General features: G+C 41.7%; 13 protein-coding genes and 1 riboswitch. Of the genes, 11 read left to right on the forward strand and 2 right to left on the reverse strand.

Features of this window, described 5'->3' with window-relative positions:
* Nucleotides 1–29 precede the first annotated feature (29 nt).
* From AC787_RS23620 to AC787_RS23645, 6 genes are all read left to right on the forward strand, one after another.
* Nucleotides 30–1,076: a LacI family DNA-binding transcriptional regulator gene (locus AC787_RS23620; RefSeq protein ID WP_054027425.1), complete on the forward strand. Its 1,047-nt coding sequence runs from the start codon at nt 30–32 to the stop codon at nt 1,074–1,076.
* Between the two features lie 341 nt (nt 1,077–1,417).
* A complete protein-coding gene (locus AC787_RS23625; protein WP_054027426.1) occupies nt 1,418–2,677 on the forward strand; it encodes a Gfo/Idh/MocA family protein in 1,260 nt (419 codons plus the stop codon).
* A 37-nt stretch (nt 2,678–2,714) separates the two neighbouring features.
* The gene (locus AC787_RS23630; protein WP_054027427.1) at nt 2,715–3,647 is read left to right on the forward strand and encodes an ABC transporter permease; all 933 of its coding nucleotides are present in this window, start codon (nt 2,715–2,717) and stop codon (nt 3,645–3,647) included.
* A gap of 4 nt (nt 3,648–3,651) precedes the next feature.
* Complete coding sequence (locus AC787_RS23635) at nt 3,652–4,545, forward strand: carbohydrate ABC transporter permease (protein ID WP_054027428.1); 894 nt, start codon at nt 3,652–3,654, stop codon at nt 4,543–4,545.
* A gap of 33 nt (nt 4,546–4,578) precedes the next feature.
* Nucleotides 4,579–6,153 carry an extracellular solute-binding protein gene (locus tag AC787_RS23640; protein WP_054027429.1) on the forward strand — a complete coding sequence of 525 codons (1,575 nt, stop codon included), beginning with the start codon at nt 4,579–4,581 and terminating at the stop codon, nt 6,151–6,153.
* A gap of 69 nt (nt 6,154–6,222) precedes the next feature.
* Complete coding sequence (locus AC787_RS23645) at nt 6,223–9,423, forward strand: hypothetical protein (RefSeq protein WP_054027430.1); 3,201 nt, start codon at nt 6,223–6,225, stop codon at nt 9,421–9,423.
* Nucleotides 9,424–9,746: 323 nt separating this feature from the next.
* On the opposite strand, the gene AC787_RS23650 is transcribed toward AC787_RS23645, so the two are convergent.
* Nucleotides 9,747–10,298, reverse strand: coding sequence for a helix-turn-helix domain-containing protein (locus AC787_RS23650; protein WP_054027431.1), 552 nt, complete (start codon nt 10,296–10,298; stop codon nt 9,747–9,749).
* 156 nt (nt 10,299–10,454) lie between these two features.
* Here AC787_RS23650 and AC787_RS23655 point away from each other — a divergent pair, with 156 nt between their 5' ends.
* Nucleotides 10,455–11,645 carry a glycine C-acetyltransferase gene (locus AC787_RS23655; RefSeq protein WP_054027432.1) on the forward strand — a complete coding sequence of 397 codons (1,191 nt, stop codon included), beginning with the start codon at nt 10,455–10,457 and terminating at the stop codon, nt 11,643–11,645.
* Nucleotides 11,646–11,662: 17 nt separating this feature from the next.
* Nucleotides 11,663–12,610, forward strand: coding sequence for an NAD-dependent epimerase/dehydratase family protein (locus AC787_RS23660; protein WP_054027433.1), 948 nt, complete (start codon nt 11,663–11,665; stop codon nt 12,608–12,610).
* A gap of 375 nt (nt 12,611–12,985) precedes the next feature.
* On the opposite strand, the gene AC787_RS23665 is transcribed toward AC787_RS23660, so the two are convergent.
* Nucleotides 12,986–13,837, reverse strand: coding sequence for an AraC family transcriptional regulator (locus AC787_RS23665; protein ID WP_054027434.1), 852 nt, complete (start codon nt 13,835–13,837; stop codon nt 12,986–12,988).
* Between the two features lie 178 nt (nt 13,838–14,015).
* Between AC787_RS23665 and AC787_RS23670 the strand changes: the two genes are divergently transcribed.
* From AC787_RS23670 to AC787_RS23680, 3 genes are all read left to right on the forward strand, one after another.
* A complete protein-coding gene (locus tag AC787_RS23670) occupies nt 14,016–15,401 on the forward strand; it encodes a glycoside hydrolase family 4 (RefSeq protein WP_414731002.1) in 1,386 nt (461 codons plus the stop codon).
* Between the two features lie 523 nt (nt 15,402–15,924).
* On the forward strand, nt 15,925–16,827 hold the full coding sequence (locus tag AC787_RS23675; protein ID WP_054027436.1) for an AraC family transcriptional regulator: 903 nt from the start codon (nt 15,925–15,927) through the stop codon (nt 16,825–16,827).
* A 94-nt stretch (nt 16,828–16,921) separates the two neighbouring features.
* Nucleotides 16,922–17,920 carry a phytanoyl-CoA dioxygenase family protein gene (locus AC787_RS23680; protein WP_054027437.1) on the forward strand — a complete coding sequence of 333 codons (999 nt, stop codon included), beginning with the start codon at nt 16,922–16,924 and terminating at the stop codon, nt 17,918–17,920.
* 168 nt (nt 17,921–18,088) lie between these two features.
* Nucleotides 18,089–18,277, forward strand: a riboswitch (Lysine riboswitch).
* Nucleotides 18,278–18,285: the final 8 nt, after the last annotated feature.

The raw sequence follows: 18,285 nt of genomic DNA on the forward strand, positions 1-18,285 counted from the left end.
CAAAATTAGGGAATAAGGAGCACTGTATCTTGCCCACACTCAAAGATATTGCAAACCAGGTCGGCGTTTCCGTTTCTACGGTTTCAAGAGTCATTAATAACGATACAAGTAGGCAAATTAATGCGGAAACGAAAAAAAGAATTTGGGAAGTTGTCCTAGAATTAGGCTATAAGCCGAATGAAGCTGCGCGCAATTTGGTTCAAAATAAAAAGGAAGAAGCTAAGCCTTCTATGCAGGTAGGCTGCATAGTGATGAAAGAGCAGTTCCGAGGGCAGCATCCTTATTTCTCCCCCATTTTATCGGGGTTGAGCAAGCAGTTACAGGATTCTGGTTATACATTGACTTATATTCACTCCTTGGATGAATTGCAAAGCGAGCAGCAACTGCACAGAGTGGTAACGGAAACACATCTGGATGGGATGATTCTCATCGGAGAGATTGATTCCGAGATTTTAACCTATATCCGAAAGCACATCCGAGCAGTTGTTGGCATCGATTTAACGGATGCAGACGTTGCTGACATTGCTGTTGTGGATTATGACCGCATAGCTGCTGTTCAAGCCGCAATTGAACATTTAATTGCACAGGGACACCGTAAAATCGGCTTTATCGGAGGCGATATGGGTACCAATGGAAACCCAGAAGATAAGCGATTTATTGGGTTCAAATACGCGATGCATCGCGCCGGATTGGAAGTGAATCCCGACTGGGTAATCGATACCGAGTGGCTGGTTGAGAAGAGCTATAGCGGCATGATGAATGTATTAGAATCACAGTCAAACGATCTGCCGACGGCCATGTTTGCTGCAAGCGACACCCTTGCAATTGCGGCCATGAGAGCGGTCTCGGAGAGTGGACTGCGTATCCCTGAAGATATGAGTTTTATCGGCGTAGATAATATCGAATTGTCTGAGTACACGAATCCACCTTTGTCTACAGTCGCTGTTCCGAAATACGAAATCGGGGTTACTTCGGCCAAACTTTTAGTTCAATATATAAACGGAACCTTAGATATACCTGTGAAAGTACAACTACCATTCCAACTGGTCATTCGACAGTCTTCTGTGAGATCATAATTATTTACGGAAATCCGTAGATAATTTTTTTTAGCAAATTTGGAAAACGCTTTCCTGTTTTGCCCCAAAGAAAGTTTGTCTAGGTAAACGAATCCGTCCAAGATAGCATAATTATTTACGGAAATCCGAAGATAATTATTTTTAGCAGGTTTGGAAAGCGCTTTCTTGTGTCGCCCCAAACAGTGAGGCCGTTTATTTTGATTCTATTGGGAGGTGATGGACACGATCGTACATAAAAAGCATAATGACACCTTTCTTCAGTCGCCATGCAAAAAAACATGTACTTTATTGAAGCTATTGCATTTACAGGAACTAAGGGATAGGGAGAAGGAAAAACCATAATGAAAACATTGACAGCTGTGCTTATTGGAGCGGGATCTCGCGGAGCTCGAAGCTATGCGCCTTATGCGCTTGATTATCCGCATGAATTGAAAGTTGTGGCTGTAGCCGAACCAAATAGAGAAAGGCGTGAGAACTTTGCACAGGAGCATAAAATTGCTGACGAGCACTGCTACGCAACTTGGGAGGAAATCCTAGAACAGCCGCAAATGGCGGATGTCATGATTATTTGTACGCAGGATCGAATGCATCATGGACCTACGATTCAGTCATTGAATAAAGGCTACCACGTTCTGTTAGAGAAGCCAATGTCGCCGGATCCGAGAGAATGCATCGAAATGGAAAAAGCAGCAAAGGACAACAATCGTTTGTTGTCGATCTGTCATGTGCTGCGCTACACGCCGTTTTGGTCTACGATTAAACGGATTATCGATGAAGGACGCATTGGCGAAGTGGTTTCAATCCAGCTTAACGAAAATGTGGGATATTGGCATATTGCGCACAGCTTCGTTCGCGGGAATTGGAATAACTCGGACACGTCAAGTCCGATGATTTTGTCCAAATCCTGTCATGACATGGACATCTTATCTTGGCTGATGGATCAGCCTTGTGTACGAGTCAGCTCGTATGGTTCGTTGATGCACTTTCATTCTGGCAATTCACCGGAGGGGGCTACGGAACGCTGTCTAGACGGCTGTGCTGTGGAATCGCAGTGTCCCTATTCGGCTCCGAGGTTTTATTTGGGGGATGGGAAAAACTGGGCGTGGCATTTTACACAGGATACTTCCAAAGAGGCCATCATAGAAGGTTTAAAAACGTCACCGTACGGTCGTTGCGTGTATAAATCTGATAATAATGTGGTTGACCATCAGGTAGTGAACATGGAATTTGCGAATGGCTCCACGGCAACCTTCAGCATGTGCGGATTCACGATGGAGCAGGAGCGAATTGTTCAAATCATGGGCACGAAGGGGCAAATCAGTGGGCATGATGATCGAATCACTGTATACGATTTTGTTACGAAAGAGAAGAACGAAATCTCCGTTCATGTGCCAAATAGCGGGCATGGCGGCGGTGATGCAGGGGTAATGCGCAGCTTCTTAGGTGAAGTCCGCACGAATAGTGGCGAGGAAAGCTTGACGTCCGCGACCGCTTCGGTTCGCAGTCATTTGATGGCCTTTGCAGCAGAGGAGTCCAGATTGAACAAAGGGAGATCGGTCGAAATTTCCGAATTTTCCGAACGGATTATGGGTGCGGACTAGTGCGATAAACAAAAAGATAATGAAGTGAGGTGAGTTTTTGTTAACGACTACTGAGAAAACATCGTTTATTGCAAAGTTTAGGTACGATTGGAAATGCAACCGCTTTCTTCTGTTATTATCGTTTCCGGGATTAATCATGATTGGTTTCTTTGCTTATTATCCCATGGTCGGTGTCGTAACTGCTTTTCAAAATTACAGTTTGTTTTTAGGAATAAGCGGCTCTGAATGGATTGGCTTTGATAACTTTACTCGGTTTTTTAAAGATCCAAACTTTTTTAGAATAATAAAAAACACGTTTGTTCTTGGTTTTAATAATCTGCTTTGGGCTTTTCCCGCACCCATTATTCTGGCTTTGTTGATTAACGAAGTGATACATCCAAAAATTAAGAGATTTATTCAAACCGCTACGTATTTACCTTATTTTATTTCGGTTGTTGTCATTGTGGGCATTATGAAGTCCATTTTTAGTGGTGAAGGTATTGCAAATGAATTGATAGCAAATTTCGGTGTTGACCCGATCCAATTTTTTAACGAATCCAGTTACTTTAGAGGCTTGTATATTGGCTCAGGTATTTGGCAGGAAGTTGGCTATGCCAGCATACTCTACTTGGCGGCCATTACAGGGATTGACTCAGAAATGTATGAAGCGGCTAAGATCGATGGCTGTTCTAAGTTAAAACAAATTTTTCACATCACCTTGCCCAGTCTCCGCCCAACCATCATTACTTTGTTAATTTTAGCAATTGGCGGTATTGTAGGCGTTGGATTCGATAAAATTCTGTTAATGTATAGCCCTGCCACATATGATGTTGCCGATGTTATTTCTACTTATGTTTACCGTAAAGGTATAATCGACCAAGATTATGGATTTTCAAGTGCTATTGGGTTGTTTAACAGTTTGGTTTCCATTGTTTTTTTATTAGGGGCAAACTATTTTTCCAGAAAACTCCTAAAGGAAAGTTTATGGTGATATCATGAAAAAAAATTCTTACAAAATCAAAGAACCAATGGGAGATCGGGTCTTTCTTTCTGTCGTGTACATCATGTTGGCTATTGTTGTACTGGCTATGCTCTATCCCTTTGCTTACGTTGTGTCTGTGTCTATTAGCAATCCCGCAGAAGTCATTGCGGGGAAAGTTAGTTTTTTTCCAAAAGGTTTTGACCTAGGTGCATTCAAGACCATGATAAACCATCCTATTTTTTTCACGGCATATAAAAACACGATTGTGTATACTGCCCTGGGGACGCTTTTCACCTTATTTTTCACAGCAATAACAGCATATCCACTTTCCAAAGATAAGTTTCAAATGCGTTCATTTATGTCCAAGGTGTACATTATAACCATGTTTTTTGGTGGCGGTATGATCCCTACCTTTCTGGCTTATAAGTCCCTGCATATATTAGACACCATTTGGGTTATGGTTCTTCCGGGGGCACTGTCTGCATGGAACATTATTCTCATGAGATCCTTCTTTAGGAATATACCTGAAAGCCTTAGTGAATCCGCTTACATTGATGGGGCCACTGATCCTCAAGTTTTAGTGAAAATCATTTTGCCACTTTCCAAGCCAATCCTGGCTACCATCGGCTTATTCACAGCTGTTGGCATTTGGAATGGATATTTTAATGCGTTGCTTTACTTAAATGACACCGAAAAGTATCCTTTGCAGATGATTTTAAGAAGTATTTTGGTAGCTGCAACATTCAATCCAAGCGAAAAAGACGCTTATGCTCAATTAAATCACTCGGCAACGGAATCTTTAAAAATGGCATCCATTGTCATCACTACCCTTCCTATTATGTGTATTTATCCTTTTATACAAAAGTACTTTGTCAAGGGCCTTATGGTTGGCTCAATAAAAGGATAATTCATAAAGTTAACTAAAGAGGAGAGATTTATCATGAAAAGATTTTTAATCTTAATTGTAGCTACCATGATGTTGTTAGTTACAGCGTGTAACAAACCAAGCGAACCTACCAAAACCACAGAACAGTCACAGACAGCAGACTCAAATGCCGCCACACAAAAAGTTAGCGAAGAACCAATTGAAGTTACTTGGTTTTTCCAGGCTAATACCCCATACACTGGCGACGAAGAAATTTTTAAGACCATTCAAAAGTACACAAATATTAAAATCAAACCCGTTACCGTTGCCCGTGCAGACTATACACAAAAAATGAATACCATGTTAGCAGGTGGATCACTACCGGATTTGATTACGTTATCAAGAGATAATGCGGATCGTTATGGTCCACAAGGAGCATTCTTAGATTTAACGCCTTATATGGAATCAGGGAAGCTTGATCATTACAAAGCGATGTTGGAAAAATATCCACCTGCCATGGATCTGACTCGTTCGCCTAACGGCAAATATTATGGCGCCCCAAGAGTGTATGATGTGCCATATCGTGCCGACGAAGTTATGTTAGGCAGGACTGATATTTTTGCAAAACACAACTTATCCACGAAGTTCGAAACCTTTGACGATTTATACAATACCTTAGTTGAACTGAAGAAACTCTACCCAGATTCTTACCCATTTTTCGTAAGATGGGGGACGTCTCATCTAATTGGCAACCAAGCTTACTTTAGAGGAACGAACACCTCTTTCCATCTTGACCCAGATGGGCAAAAATATTTATTCGGTCCAGAAAGCCAAGCCTACAAGGATACGTTGGTTTACTTGAATAAATTGTATTCCGAAGGCTTGTTAAATCCAAACTTTGCTACGATTACAGATGATGAATGGAATGAACTGTTAGCTACAAACAAAGGTTTGGTGACCTTTGACTACCCACAAGTTGGCGACGAGATTGTTCAACTAATGGGAAGCAAAATTCCAGAGGGCTTTGAATTTACGGCTATGCTTCAACCTGCTTACAACAATAAAAGAGTTGGTACCACTGTTTTAAGCGGCTATTTCCAAAACTACAAAGTGATTTCAAACCAAACTAAATATAAAGATGAATTGGTTAATTTGCTGAATTGGATGTACAGCCCAGAAGGTATCGATGCAATGCAATTTGGTATCGAAGGCGAGTCTTACGAAAAGAATCCCGATGGTACTGTGAAATTTTTGAAGGATTTTCAAACTCCTGCTACACCAAATGGTACCATCAAGAATACGGGGCTAAATACCCAAGAACTTTTCAGTGTTGTAAATCAAGCTGCTATTAATACTTTTGAATTAAATGGTGCTGCCATGAAAAAATCGGTATCATTTTTGGAAGAAAACCAAGCCTTTGGCAAGGCAATCTTTGATGCGAAATTTAGCGATACTAATGCAAAAAAAGAATATACCGACCTCAAAACGGCTATTGATACCTACGTAGAGGAAGCTTCGGTAAATGTGATTATCGGTAAGCAAAGCATTGATACCTGGGATTCAAAAGTTATACCACAGGTTAAAAAACTTGGTTCTGACCGAGCTCTGGAACTAATCAATAAAGCCTACGACGAGACTTTTAAAAAATAATGGACATAACTTAAGGTGAACATAGGAGCGTGATGTTTTCACGCTCCTTATGTTGATTAGGAGGAAAGCATGTATAGCAAACTGACCATTCAAGACTATCCGGAACCACCCCATATTAAACCTGGAGATTCCTTGCATTGTGATTTTATACTAGATGATTTGGAATTTATCACCAAGAACGATTTCAAAATCATGTTAAAAGGCGAATATGCCATGCACCCCTCTTGGATGACAGAGGGAGGGTACCCCTATTTATATCGAATGGTTGATGACTGTCTGTCTCCAAATGATACCCATCATAGCCAGTTTTGTTTGCATTTAAAAGGAGAAGGTGAACCCTATCGAAAGCGTGCCTATTATAAATTCGTAAAACCTGAACACGCTGGAAATCAATTTACCTTCTCTATCTATGCAAAGGCAGATTATTTAGAGAAGAATAACACAGCTGATTTGGAAATTGTTTTTGAAAAGCGATTGATAAAAGAAGGGATAGACAAGGCTTCCATCAGTTTAGACCCCGATGAGGTCATTATCATTCCTATAGAAGAAGGTACTTACCCTTGGCAAAAGATTGAGAGAGATTTTGTTTTAGAGGATGATGTGGCTTCCATTTTGGTTTATATCCAAGTGAAGGGATGCCTTGGGGACCTTTACCTGGAAGACCCACGCTTTAATGGTAATTTCTACAGTGAACCCAACTATAATTATTTGGCTCCGTTTACGATGTCTGATCCTTACCATGAAGAAATGAACTGGTTTGGGGAGAATCTATCCAAAAAAGAATGGGCAAACCTAACGATTAAAATCAACAATGAGATTTGCTTTGACGGCGAATTTTTTCAACGGTGTTTACGGTTTTCCGAAAAGGAATTCAAAATAGATAAGGATCTATTGAAAATAGGTAAAAACACCATCAGCATCACCAATCAAGCCGATTATTTTATGCCCCAGCCTTACACGGTTAAATCATTATATTTGCTATATCAAGAGGCAAAAAATTTAACTGTAGTTGGTTTCGATGATTGCATTCCTCTGCATACGCAAATACCTATTATGGTTTACCTAAAAGACCGATCTACCGTTATCGTAAGCGCCGGTGAAAACGAGAACCTGATTTTTGAAAAAGAACATTGTTGTCAAAAGGGTTTTAACGTAATCAATTTTATGGCTACATCCCACCAAACGAATTTCAAGATCAAATTAAATTGTGGTCTGGAAGAAGAAACGATTACCATTACACGAACAATAGAAAAAAAAGATGACAATGTATTAACAGGAACCTCAGACGCCATTTTTATTAGTCAAGATATAGAAGATTTTGATGAGTTTTTTTGTTGGTACTTAAACAACCGTTTGGGGAATTTTATATCCTTACGGCCTGTTTATCGATGGACTGGAACTAGGGAATTAAACAAAGATTTTTGGGCGCACCTTGTCAAAATCTTTACGGAGTACCGCTATCATTATTGCCACATTATTGATGGGCGCGAGCTTCCAGGTATGAATGCAAACCCAACGAAAGAAATGCTAAATGGACCTTATTTTATTGGAAATCAAGGACACGAAAGAGACGGTGCCTTCTATTATTGGGGTATTGGGCGGGGCGCTAAATTTGCTTTTTTTGACGAGCTCATGGAGCGGTTTATAGATAAAATTGAAGATGGAAAATATTTAACGCCTCCTGTTTATGCACAAAATAGAGTTTTTTCAGGTTATAATCCTGTGAAGCCAACGGACATGGAAGAGGCGGCTGCACAACTCGTTGAAAACGTTCGCTATTCGTTAAACGGCGTGAAAAGACATTCGGGTCCAAGCACGCTATTTAAGTATTTCTACGAGGGTGGCTTAGAAAGTGCAGGCAGTGAATTGATGTATGGCCCTCATGAAATTATAATCGCTGCACAGCGGGGAGCGGCAATTGCATACAACAAAAAAGATTTGTTAGCGCATTTAGCAGTTCAATGGTCAACACTGCCTCATGACACAAAAGAACGGTTTAGAAGGTATCAACTTTCTTTATTTGTTTGCTATACACATAACATCAATCACATCAACACCGAAGAAGGACTTTGGCATATCGAAAGTGAGTTGGCATTTTTCGATCGATTTTCCGAGGCTTGCCTTGGGCATTTACAAGTGCAAAAAAACTTTGCCCATTTTGTAAACACCCATACAAGACCCACGAAAATGGTTGTTCCATTTGGGTTTCTACATGGAAATAATGACGCTTGGGTATGTTTTACAAGACCTAATGCATGGGGGCAAGTGGGTGAAAAATGGAAGTTTGACCGTATGGAGGAAAGCTGGGATTTGCTAAAAACCTTCTTTCCGGACTCTGTTTTGAGTGCCATTTATCGATACCCATGCGAAAACAAACCACAAGGATTTTATTCCAGAACCCCTTATGGCACGGTTGATATTTTACCGATAGAGGCTCAGCCAGAAACGTATCAAAAATATAAAGTGCTTGCATTTTTAGGTTTTAATACCGCTACAGATCAACAGTTTCATAAGCTCCTTGAATTTTGCTACGATGGTGGCACGGTCATTTTAACTTGGGCTCATCTTTTCACCACAACGGATCGAGAAGAGGCTTTGAATGGAACAAGTGGCCTAATCGAGAAGGGCTTAATGGAAAAGGTGTTGGGGATAAAGGAATATATTTATCCTGAAAATGTTGATAATCCTAAAAGGATCATGGACCTTACATTGCAAGATACAGTAACGGTAGTCGAAACACACCAAGGCAAACCATTAATTATTCAAAACACTGTAGGCAAAGGGAAAGTTATCTTTATCAATTCACTGCACTATCCTGCCAATCCAGCCATTCGAGAAGAATACCAATCTGTATTAAAACAAACCGCAGAGGAAGCTTGCAAAGATGAGTATGAGAAAGGGTATATTGTTGGTGATGATACCGTTAACTTTACCGTGTTTGACCGTGAAGATGGGCTAAGAGTAATCTACTTACTAAACATCGATTGGTGGAGTGACAAAGAGATTGCCAAGGCTACATTGAAATGGAACAACAAAACATTTGAAATCAATGTTGAGCGTGAAAAAATCAATATCATAACGTTATCCGAATCAGTAGGCATCCTATCACGGGATTTTGATACAGAGGTGGTTTCCATCCAAGAATCCATGGGTGAAGCTATCATTCGCCTGCAGGGGTATGGAACTACATCCTTAGAGGTGCTGACAAAAGACAAACAAGAAAAAACAATTCAGATTGATGGCTTTTATGAAATGAAACTAAAAACGTGAACGTCAAATAACCCCCACCACAGGGAGGCCGCTGAAAAAAAGTCTGACTCGTGAAAAAAAATACATTGTTAAGCGGAGCGATTTACTCCAGTACAATAGAGTCAGCCACATGATCGATGTAATCGATCAGTTCCACGTCAAATCCGAGTGTGTTGTAGTAGTAAGATAGCAGTTTTAACTGAAAATCCATGAAAATGCACCTCGTGTTATTGCTTTAATGGTGGTAGGATTACTTCCATTAAACCATTTTTTGCTTGGTGCATTTTTGTCTTTTATCCGAATTTATGAGCTTATTGAACACGCTCTTGTAGTGTTAATATGAATTAAGGATAATAAATAAGAACGTGATATCGCACAATATTATTCGTATAATTCATATAACTATGGGGCTGATCAGCGATAAATCTAAGGGATTCATTTGGCTTAATTGTGTAGTTTCTGCCGTCAATTGTAATTCCCAAACTCCCTTCTAAAAGCATAATGTATTCCTCTACTCCGGCAGTGTGCGCCTCGGATTCGTGAACGCAATGCGGATCCATTTCAACCAAATAAATCTCGAATTGCTTGTGCGGACTAAATGGAAAAAGTGGATAGGAACGAAATGAGCCTTTTTCTTCTAATAAGGGATCCATATCTGCACTGTTGACAATAGAAACGGAAGGATCTTGTTCTTCGATTAATGAAGTGAATGATAAACGAAGTCCATTGGCTATTTTCCAAATAATAGAAATAGAAGGATTTGATTCACCGCGTTCGATTTGTGCAAGCATTGCCTTGCTAACTCCGGTTAACTCAGCCACTTTATCAAGACTCAGGCCCCTGCCGTTACGGATTGACTTTAAGTTTTTACCCAATTTAACATGTATCGGTTCCACGATTTCCCCACTCTCTTTTTTGTTTTTTACCCATCGTAACGTAAAAAAACTCGAAAGTCGACTATTTCATATTTCACTATTGTGCGTTATTTAATACATATGTATACTATAACATACATAGTATAACGTATGTATTGAGATTGAGGAGGCGAAATTATGTCCAGCAAACAATTAGAGCAATTCTTAATAGACAATTTGACGGAGTTAAAAAGTAAAGGGCTGTACAATGTTATTGATCCCATGCAGGGGGCAAATGGCCCGATGATTACTATTGCGGGTAAAGAGTATATTAATTTATCCTCGAATAATTATCTGGGTTTAGCGACTGACTCTAGATTAATTCAGGCAGCCGTAGAGTCTGTGAACATTTATGGAACTGGGGCGGGAGCGGTCAGGACAATTAATGGAACATTAAACATTCATCTGGAGTTAGAAGAAAAATTAGCTGAATTCAAGAATACGGAAGCTGTTGTTGTCTATCAATCAGGGTTTAATTGTAATATGGCAGCTATCTCGGCAGTGATGGATCAGAATGATGCAATTCTATCCGATGAATTAAATCATGCTTCAATTATTGAAGGGTGCAGATTATCCAAAGCCAAGATTATCCGCTACAATCACTCTGACATGGATGATTTGCGGAGGAAGGCGAAGACAATTAAAGAATCCGGATTATATAAGAAGCTCATGGTAATTACGGATGGGGTTTTCTCCATGGACGGGGACATTGCGAAGCTTCCAGAAATCATTGAGATTGCAGCGGCGTATGACCTTATAACGTATGTGGATGATGCTCATGGTTCCGGAGTTCTGGGAGGGGGCGCGGGTACAATAAAGCACTTTGGGCTTTCTGATCAAGTAGACTTTCAAATTGGTACGCTCTCCAAAGCTGTCGGCGTCGTAGGGGGATATGTTGCGGGCAAGAAGGAATTAATTGATTGGCTGAAAGCCAGAAGCAAGCCGTTTTTATTCTCAACCTCATTGCCTGCTGCTGCTGTAGCACCCAGCATTATGGCTATAGATATCATTAAGAACAGTCCAGAACTACTGGATCGATTGTGGGGGAACGGTGATTTGCTGAAGAAAGGACTCCGTGATCTAGGCTTCGATATCGGAAACAGTGCGACGCCGATATCACCATGTATTATTGGAGATGAAAAACAGACGCAGCAATTTAGCAAAAGGCTTTATGAAGAAGGTGTTTATGCAAAGGCGATCGTATTCCCAACAGTACCAAAGGGAGGAGGAAGAATCAGAAATATGCCAACCGCAGCGCACACGGGGCCAATGCTTGAAAAAGCATTATCAATCTATGAAAAAATAGGGAAAGAGTTGAAGTTAATATAAAAGAGAGGGGCATTCAGATGAAAAGAATAATGGTCACTGGCGCATCGGGTCAAATTGGCACTGAGCTTGTCACTAGACTACGAGAAATTTATTGTACTGATCAGGTAATTGCTACGGATATAAAAAAATTAAGCACAGATGAAGGATCAGGTCCCTTTGAATTTCTGGATGTCACCGATCCTCAAGAAATGTATGACATTGCCAATAAATATCAAGTGGATACAATCATTCATTTAGCTGCACTGTTATCTGCGACTGCGGAGGCGAAACCGTTGCTTGCTTGGCAATTGAATATGGGGGGATTGCTCAACGCATTAGAAGTGTCTAAATCATTGCGATGCCAACTCTTTACTCCAAGTTCGATCGGTGTATTTGGACCAACGACACCCTATAGTAATACGCCGCAAGAAACAATTCAAAGACCAACTTCCATGTATGGTGTCAGTAAAGTCTCAGGGGAATTATTGTGTGATTATTACTATAACAAGTTCGGGGTCGATACTCGGGGCCTGCGTTTCCCCGGAATCATCTCCTATGCAACTCCGCCTGGGGGAGGAACTACTGATTATGCAGTAGAAATTTTTTATGATGCAAGTGAGAGAGGACGTTATACGTCTTATATTTCGCAAGGCACTTTTATGGATATGATTTATATGCCGGATGCTCTTGAAGCAATTATCACCCTAATGGAGGCAGATGCATCTAAGCTCAAGCATCGCAATGCTTTTAATGTATCGGCAATGAGTATCGATCCCGAAATGATTGCTACAGAAATTAGAAGGCATATTCCTCATTTTGAACTCGCTTATCAAGTGGATCCGCTCAGACAAGCGATCGCAGATAGCTGGCCTGATGCGATTGATAGCACCGCTGCCAAGGAAGAATGGGGGTTTAGCGTAGAATACAATTTGGAGAAAATGACTAAAGATATGCTCTCGCAAGTGTCCCTTAAATTCGTGGGGTAATGTGTCTCGGTTGCCTGGCCTCAAACTCTATAAGTCGAATGTAATTGTCCCGCTGATCATTAAAAATTTACCACTAAGCAGACCGGTTTTCAGGATTTGCTTTCATATCCTACTTTAATTGAAGGACACAGCTCAAGAATAGTGATCATATTGATTATTGATAGATAACGTCGATCTATAGTGGGTTTGTCATGGTTAGATGCTGAGAAAGGATCTCCATCTTTTCAATTAATTGATGATATTCATATAAATTACGCTTGAGCCTCAGTGTAACCTCAGCGAGCGCTATCGGGTCAATGAGAAACAAGTTATTTTCGTGCCTGAGCTGAAACGGGAGGCGAAAAGCTGTCAGGGGACATGTCCTCTGACAGCTTTTCACTCGAACTTTGACGGTGCAACGTTATAGTATTTTTTAAAAGATTTCGAAAACGTAAAAGGATCAGGATAACCTAGAAGGCTAGCAATTTGTTGAATCGTATATTTCTTTTCGTTCAGATATTCTCTCGCCCGGTTCATTTTAATCTGGTAAATATATTGTCCCGGAGTAATGCCCAAGGCTTTCTTGAAATAAGTAATAAAATATTTTTCGGATATGCCTACAATCGCTGCAAGCTCATTCATTTTAATAGATTTGTGCAGGTGGTTATTAACGTATTTGAATACCGGCTGCAACACGTCCAAATTTCTCTCTGCTTTTCTTGACGTTCTCCCATTCAGAAATGTGCCGGTATATTGGCCATGACCGTGGAGTTCAATAATTTTGGCAATAACGGCCATCAGGCAAGCCTTTAAATATAAACGGTTCCCAGGTATGCTTCGTAATAGATTCGATTGCGTAAAGGTTTTGCCGAACAAAACGGCTTCTTCCCGGATTAGCTCTTGCGGTATAATTCCCGAGAGCTGAAAGTCGTTTAGAATCCGCTCTTGCTTGCCGATTTCAAAATCGAAATGAATGTATATAAACCGGCACCCTTTATCAGCAGCTGATGCCATATAGGGAGTCCCTGGGTAAAAAAAGACCACATCTCCCGGGTTTGCTGTATGTTCAATACCATCAATAGTAATGGTAACGATTCCGGATTGAATGAACCAAAGATCATAGTCGGTGTGTGCCTTGTGTTCGATCCATTTCGTGTCGTGGGCAAGCTCAAAAAAGGATTTCATTCGAAGCGAGATCAATTCCGACAATTCATTGAGAATCCCCATGTCCGTCATTTTCGTATCCATTGGCATCCCTCTACATTCCTCAACCAGATGACATTTATCATGTTTATTTAGTATATCACTGAATTTATTTATCACAAATATTCGTACTATTTGACATGAAGGTGAAACTATCTCATATTCTACTTTTAAACCATTCTCCTATAATTAGGTTATAACCAGTTAGGAGGACTTGATCATGATGGATTCGAATGTTTCACATCCGAAGGTAGTTGTCATTGGGGCTGGGAGTCTTTTCTTTGGGCGGCAGTCAATCTGGCAGATGGTTCACTCTAAATATTTGAATAACGGAACGCTTTCTTTAGTAGATACTGACGAAGAAAAACTATCCAAGATGGTAAGGCTCGCTGAAATGGTTGCAAAGGAAAACAATGTATCTCTTAAAGTGGAAGGCTCGACGAATCGGAGGCAGGTATTGAAGGGAGCGGATTTCGTCGTTCTCAGCTTTGCTGAGGATACCGTCAAATACCGCGGCATCGATTGCCAGGTTTCTTTAAAATATGGAATTAGGATGTGCTCTGGGGATACCATCGGTCCAGGCGGAATCTTTAGGGCGATGAGAGAGCTGCCGATCATAATGGAATGCGCTAAAGACGTTGAGGAACTTTGTCCCGATGCCTGGGTAATCAATTACATCAATCCATCTACCGTTCATGGGATCGCATTAAGCCGATATGCGCCGAAACTTAAATCCTTTGCGCTTTGCGACTCCCATCACATGCCGCACAAGAAAGCTTACTACGCGATTCGAGCGGGTATCATCCAGGATCAAAGCGAATTCAATGAGGAGATCGACCGAAGATTTGATTTCCGCGTTGCCGGCGTCAATCATTTCACCTGGCTGCTTAAGGCGGAGTATGACGGAAAGGATGTTATGGCTCCGATTGCCGAGACATTAAGGAGGTCGGCAGGAACGGAAAACAACGGCGGGGATAGAGGAGCAAAGGCGCTTTATAACGATGCAATCACTTATGAGCTTTATAATATTTTCGGCTGTATTCCAACATGTACGGCCCATACCAAAGAATACGTCCGGTATTGGCAGGGACTTGGCAAGACGGAAGACGCCATCCCGCCTTTATCGATTTGGGAAACGGAAGACCGGTATAAACGGCATGAGGAAATGTGGCGGCAAGTGGATGACTTCATCTCAGGGAAATATTCTATCGCCGATTATATGAAATCTTTCGGACCCGATCATGCTACCGATATTATCGAAAACATGGTGGGGAATTTGAACAAGCGGTTCTTTATTAATACGCTCAATAACGGTGCGGTGACTAACATGAATAACGACTCGTTCCTTGAGTTGTTAAGCGAAGTAAGCATGGACGGAATCAAACCGCTTCACATAGGTGAAATGCCGAGGGGAATCCGGGGCATGCAGGAGCTGGTGCTGGATACGCACGAACTGACTGCGGAGGCTGTTGTGGAACGGAGCTACACGAAATTGAGAAGAGCGATGATGACCGATCCGCTTGTGAATTCCATACATGATGCGGATATCATTATTAAAGAGTTGTTGGAACAGGAAAGGGAGGTCATCCCCGGATATTGGTACGAGTAAACAAGTACGGCCAACATATTTCGACAATAATGGGGAGGATCTCGAGCACGGCGGAGATGAGCGGACGCAGGAGGAGATAGCGAAGGAACTCATTTTATAAGGCGAAGAGATGACGTGTCATTATTAATATTGTTGTTATAAGTTCTATAGTAGAATCAATGGCCACGTCTTTGTAACGTGGCTTTTTTATGCGATTTTTTCAGCATATCCCCTAGGTAGCAAAGGTTCATTACAAGGATCGTCTGCCGGCTGATTTTCTTGTTCCCGGGCAAGTAACACAATAGTCATAGAAATGGGGTAGAGAAAAGTTGGATGTGCCTGATTTCGGACAGCGCCTGCGCGTTGGGAGTTGTTAAATGAACATGATTTGACGGGAGTAACTAGTAAAGCAGTGACAGTTGCCATTATGGAAGGTTAGAGACTTGACAGCTGCGCAGCTTGAATCCTAATTCGTGCACTGAAAAAAGTAAACTGGTAGAATACAAGGATCAATATAAATTCGGTAGAGAGGCGGCTGAAGAACATGAGAGAACAGGAGCTTAGCCACTTGCCCTTTGTACATAGTGCAGGAGACTTTGTCATTCAAGCAGGGTTTGTGCTTGGACCCAGGCAGATTGACGATTTTGAATTAGTCTACTTTCCCGATGGTACCCAAACGGAATATGAGATAGACGGAAGCCTATTTGTTCTTAATGAGCCTTGCTTCATTTTCACTCGCCCAGGTGACTGGCATACCTACCGGTTCGCGCCGGAAAAAAACGTAAGACATTTGTTCGTACATTTTGATTATACCTCTCTACGGGAAGCGGACGAGCGATTTGTGTCCTTGCTCCGAGAGGGCCATATGTTCCCGGCAGGACGCCATATACTCGTAACCGGCTTAATGGAGAAAATACTTTGGATTGCGAATCACCAGCCTGCGCATTGGCGGAGAAGGCTTGCCGTTTTGGTTTCCGCCTCTCTAGAAGAGCTGTCGTCCTTTTCCTCGCAAGTTGCGGAAGGGGAAGCCATCTCCTTGCCTGTCCCTATTCAACATGCGATTACCTATATGGAAGAGCATTTGAGCGATCCCGTAAAAATTGAAGAAATTGCAGCGATATCTGGCTGGTCCCATGAATACTTCACACGGATGTTTGTTGCCTCTACCGGCATTTCCCCCAAACGCATGCTGCTTGAGTTAAGGTTTCGGCGTGCCGAGATACTGATGATGAGGGGGTCCGGCACGGTGAAGCAAATCGCCTATTTGGTAGGCTTTGGAGATGAACACCATTTCTCTAAAATGTATAAGAAGATTCGAGGAATAACGGCATCGGATTACATAAAGAGATGCCAGGATCCATTATTCCGCCACACGGTGTCCGTATTCGACCCATATACGTTCTATCCTTTGAACCGAAATATTTTGGTGAATTCCTTGGTCAAATAAACACATCATTTACCGGTTTTAGACTATGGAGCGATCTGAATTAACACGCTACAATTAGCGGGTAAGCATTTCAATCTAGGGAGTGGATTGGTCTATGGGGAAGTTTTATGTGCCTAAATCACGTGCAAGGGATAACCGCTATTTAGTAAGTGTGAAAGAATATTCCCACTATCATAGAGAAGGCTACTTAATTGTCCGAAACCTATTGTCAAAAGAAGACATCGCCGAGCTCTATGAATTAGCAGAGCAAACTAGGCTTAATAGCCTTCAGTTAGATAAGCACGCAGATCGTGATAATGCGGATCCACTCAAAGAGGAATATGCTAAGGCGACAAGAATTCATATGCTGTCTCGTTTAAATGCAGCAGCGGAGAGGGGGTTGCTTAACCCTCGAATAGTCGATGTTACGGAGGCGTTAGTTGGGCCAGATGTATACGCTCTTCAGTCCATGCTCTTTTTAAATCCTCCTGGAACAGGCGGTCAAGGCTGGCATCAGGATGCATGCTATATCAAGACGCATCCGGATACGCTAATTGGAGCGTGGATTGCCTTAGAGGAAGCGGATGAAGAAAATGGCTGCTTGTGGGTCGTACCCGGCTCGAACAACGAACCGATATATCCTCCTGATGGTGTCGGAGGAGGAAATGTGCACGCGGTGGATGCATTCGAGGATTTGAATGGCGTGCAGAATGTGAGCCATTTGGACGATAATGTGAACACGCTTTCTAAGGTTGTCGCAAACTATCCTCCAGCCATACCCGTTCCACTACGTACGGGAGATGTTTTGTTTTTCCATTCACATCTACTTCATCGCTCTTATCCGAATCGTACCCAGGATCGGTACCGCCGCTCATATGTTTGCCATTATTGCAATGCACGTTCTTGGGTGCCATGGGATCATGATGGATTCGAAGGTCATTCAGGGAATTACCGTCAAATTCTCGCCCGCGGAAACACAAACCTTCCTTATGCAGAGCCAGCATTCGGTACGGAGGTTTACTTGGCAGATGGAGAAGAGGAATCGAGCAGCGTTACGATGATGGGGATGGACAATGGGATCATGATGCCGATGGGAATGGAGAAAGATGAATAAGTGGTACTGATTTGTAATAAAGCGAAGATTGACACTCTCTTATTTCACATTATGTTACTCTCCATCGGTTTTAGATTCTAATATACTTTTTATACCATTGTTTACCCTCTCAATGTTCGATATAATGTTCTTGTAAATTAAATTGAATACAACCCTCATCCTATCAAACGGTGAGGTAGAGGTCGCGGTTTTTAGAAGTAAATCAGTGGAGACGCAGAGAACGTCATTGAAGCTGTTGAAAGGAACTACCGCCGAAGTTTGATTGCTGCTCTGGGCAATTGGGCTGGGACTGTTGCCGGAAGGTGCAGAACTGTCACAAATTTATGATAAGTAAATTTGTGATGAGCTATCTTCAAAGAAGATAA

The sequence above is a fragment of the Bacillus sp. FJAT-28004 genome (assembly GCF_001280845.1).
Lineage (GTDB): Bacteria > Bacillota > Bacilli > Paenibacillales > Paenibacillaceae > Pristimantibacillus.